The sequence below is a fragment of the Hyalangium sp. genome (assembly GCF_035629615.1).
Lineage (GTDB): Bacteria > Myxococcota > Myxococcia > Myxococcales > Myxococcaceae > Hyalangium.
Map to the genome: position 1 here is coordinate 1 of NZ_DASPHO010000292.1, position 3,717 is coordinate 3,717.

4 protein-coding genes are annotated in these 3,717 nt (G+C 68.3%); 2 read left to right on the top strand and 2 right to left on the bottom strand.

The window, feature by feature from the left end; genetic code table 11:
• Positions 1-1,337, top strand: a 1,337-nt coding sequence (locus VD972_RS14915; protein WP_324987186.1) for an ATP-binding protein, incomplete at its 5' end; no start/stop codon positions are given.
• Positions 1,338-1,341: 4 nt separating this feature from the next.
• On the opposite strand, the gene VD972_RS14920 is transcribed toward VD972_RS14915, so the two are convergent.
• Positions 1,342-1,770, bottom strand: a complete 429-nt coding sequence (locus VD972_RS14920) for a hypothetical protein (protein ID WP_324987189.1) — start codon at positions 1,768-1,770, stop codon at positions 1,342-1,344.
• Entirely contained in the window at positions 1,767-2,639 is an 873-nt protein-coding gene (gene metF / locus VD972_RS14925) for a methylenetetrahydrofolate reductase [NAD(P)H] (protein WP_324987192.1), read from the bottom strand. Before metF ends, VD972_RS14920 begins: the two co-directional genes overlap by 4 nt.
• A gap of 97 nt (positions 2,640-2,736) precedes the next feature.
• Between metF and gcvT the strand changes: the two genes are divergently transcribed.
• On the top strand, positions 2,737-3,717 hold a 981-nt coding region (gene gcvT, locus VD972_RS14930), incomplete at its 3' end, for a glycine cleavage system aminomethyltransferase GcvT (protein ID WP_324987196.1).

The window sequence follows — 3,717 nt, forward strand, 5'->3', positions numbered from 1 at the left end:
TCCCCGCGGCGCACAGGGCCTATGCGGACCGCTTCACGCCTAGCAGCATGATGGTCGTGCCGCTCCGGATCTACGGGCGGGTCATCGGCACGCTGCAGGTGTCTCGTGAGGGCGCGGAGCCGCCTTTTTGCCCGACGGATCTGGTGTTCATCGAGGAGCTGGCGGACCGGGCGAGCCAGGCCATCCAGAACGCCCGGCTGCTGGCCCGCGAGAAGGAGGCTCGGGCGGACGCGGAGACCGAGCGCGCCCGCCTGCACGCCCTGGTGACCCAGGCCCCGGCGGCCATCGCCATCCTGCGCGGCCCGGACCTCGTCTTCGAGTTCACCAACCCGCTCTATGAGAAGTTCTCCGGGCGCACCGGGCTGGTGGGCAAGCCCCTGGCAGAGGCGCTCCCGGAGCTGGCGCGGCAGCCTGGGTTCGTGGACGTGCTCTGCCGGGTGGTGAAGACGGGAAAGCCCTTCGTGGGCCACGAGTACCCGGTGTCCGTGGATCGCCGGGGAGATGGCACGCTGGAGGAGGCCTTCCTGAACCTCGTCTACCAGCCGCTCCAGGACGCACAGGGCCGCATGGACGGGCTGCTCACCCATGCGGTGGATGTGACGGAGCTCGTCCGAGCCCGCCAGCGGGCCGAGGCGCTTGAGCAGCAGGCGCGGCGCCAAGCCGAGTTCGAGCAGCAGCTCATCGGCATCGTCAGCCACGATCTGCGCAACCCCGTGAGCGCCATCCTCATGTCCGTCCAGATGCTGCTCAAGCAGGAGGGGCTGGGGGAGCGGGCCTTCAAGGGCGCCTCACGCATCCTCTCCAGCGCGGAGCGCGCCACCCGGCTGATCGCGGATCTGCTGGACTTCACCCAGGCCCGGCTGGGCGGGGGCATCCGGATCCAGCGCCGGCCCGTCAAGACCTGCGAGCTGATGCGGCAGGTGCTGGAGGAGACTCAGGCCGCGTGGCCCGAGCGGGACCTGCAGGTGAGCCACAGCGGGGATGGGCAAGGGGAGTGGGATCCGGACCGGCTGGCCCAGGTGGTCAGCAACCTCGTTACGAACGCGCTTCGGTACAGCCCGCCGGGCACACCGGTGCGGGTGAGCACGTGGTCCGAGCCGCAGTCCGTGCTGTTCCAGGTGCACAACCTCGGTCGCCCCATTCCGGAAGAGCTGCTTCCTCACCTCTTCGAGGCGATGAAGCAGGGGCCTCACGAAGGAGAGCGCTCGGGCCGCAGCGTGGGGCTGGGGCTCTACATCGTCGAGCAGATCGTCCGGGCGCATGGAGGGACGGTGTCGGTCCGGTCCACGGAGGCCGAGGGGACGACCTTCACCGTTCAGCTGCCGCGCCGCGCCTGAGCCCTCAATTCCCGAAGGCCTTGCGGACGTCCGGCCGGCTGAGGATGAAGAGCAGCCAGCACGTCGCGGGGATGCCGACGCAGACCGTGGGAGACAGGCAGAAGGACGCGGTGACAGCGCCCACGATGGCCAGGCCCCAGCCGCGCAGGCTCAGTGCGCTCAGCGCGCCCCACACGGACAGCACTCCGCAGATGATGGCGGCCACGGCGGGGAGCACGAAGTCCACCAGCGAGTACTCCTTCAGCGAGGCTGACCACTCCGGTGCCAGCGTCATCGCCCCGGAAGCAATCAGGCCCGCCAGCGCCAGGATCGTGACGCAGAGCACGAGGTTCAGCGTCCCCACGCACAGCAGCAGGAAGGCGGGCGCCCGGACCATGCTCAGGGCCTGGTAGCGCGGATCGTCCTTGGGCAGGTTGAGCCCGGGGCCGCTCATGAGCGGGCCCTCAGCGCACCCACGATCATTCGCGTCGCAGGGGACTTGTTGAGCGTGTAGAAGTGGATGCCCGGCACGCCGCGGGCCAGCAGCTCCATGCACTGCACCGTGGCGTGAGCCACCCCGAGCTGCACCACGGCCTCCGGCTGGTCCTTGATGCGCTCGAGCTGCAGGCCCAGCCTCATGGGCACCGTGGCGCCGCACATGCGGGTGAAGCGCTGCACCTGCTCGTAGTTGGTGATGGGCATGATCCCAGGGACGATGGGGATGTTGATGCCCGCGCGGCGGGCCCGCTCCACGAAGTCGAAGTAGAACGCGTTGTCGAAGAACAGCTGGGTGATCAGGAAGTCCAGCCCCGCATCCACCTTGGCCTTGAGGTGACGCAGATCGTCATCGCGCGAGGCCGTCTCCACGTGGCCCTCGGGATAGCACGCCCCGCCCAGGCAGAAGTTGAAATCCTCGTCCCGGATGAACTGCACCAGCTCTGAGGCATGGCTGAAGCCCCCCTCTGCGGGGATGAACTCCTTCTGCCCCTGGGGGGGATCGCCGCGCAGCGGCAGCACATTGTCGATCTTCGCCTCCGCCAGCCGCCCGAGGACCTCGCGCAGCTCCTCCCGGGTGTGGCCCACGCACGTGAGGTGGGCCATGGCCTCGATGCCGGTGCTCTGCTTGATTCGGGTCACCAGCTCCACCGTCCTGTCTCTCGTGCTGCCCCCCGCCCCATACGTCACCGAGACGAAGCCGGGCTCCAGCGGCGCCAGCTCCTCCAGCGTCTTCAGCAGGTTCGCCGTGCCCTCATCGGTCTTCGGCGGGAAGAACTCGAAGGAGAAACAAGGGTTGGACGGATTCAATCGATTACGAATCTTCATGGCTGCCCCAGTGTAGACCGTTCCCGAATGCCTTGATTGGAAGAGGTGCACGGCTATAGTCCGCCCGCTTTTCCCCACCGCTCTAGAGGAGAACACCATGGCCCGGCGCACGCCCCTCAACGAGGCCCACCGCAAGTTGGGCGCTCGGATGGTCGACTTCGTGGGTTGGGACATGCCGGTGCAGTACTCCTCTGTCATCGCCGAGCACGAGACCGTGCGCACCGCCGTGGGCCTGTTCGACGTCTCCCACATGGGGGAGGTGGAGTTCCGGGGACCCGGCGCCCTCGAGGCGGCCAACCGGCTGATCTCCAATGATCTCGCCCGGTGCGCGGACGGGCAGGCCGTCTATGCGGGGCTGCTCAACGAGCAGGGGGCCTTCGTAGACGACGTGGTCGCCTACCGCTTCTCCCCCGAGCGCATCTTCATCTGCGTCAACTCCTCCAACCGAGAGAAGGACTTCGCGTGGATGAGCGAGCGCGCCCAGGGCGTGAAGCCCGTGGACCGGGGTGACGAGTTCGCGCAGATCGCCGTGCAGGGCCCCAAGGCGGTCGGCCTGGTGCAGCGCCTCACGAAGGCCGACCTGTCCAAGGTGGGCACCTACCGCTTCACCGAGGGCGAGGTGGCGGGCGTGAAGTCCATCATCTCCCGCACCGGGTACACCGGCGAGGACGGCTTTGAGCTGTACTGCGCCGCGAACGACGCTGAGAGGCTGTGGAACGCGCTCCTGCAGGAGGGCCAGGCGGACGGCGTGAAGCCGTGTGGCCTGGGGGCTCGCGACAGCCTGCGCACGGAGATGAAGTACGCGCTCTACGGCAATGACATTGACGACACGCACACCGCGCTGGAGGCGGGCCTGGGCTGGATCGTCAAGCTCGACAAGGCGGGGGGCTTCATCGGCAAGGAGGCCCTGGAGAAGCAGAAGGCCGCCGGGGTGAAGCGCAAGCTGGTGGGCTTCGAGCTGACGGGCAGCGGCATTCCCCGCCATGGCTACCCCCTCCTGAAGGACGGGCAGCGAGTGGGCGAGGTGACGAGCGGCACCATGGGCCCCTCGGTCAAGAAGCCCATCGGCATGGGCTAC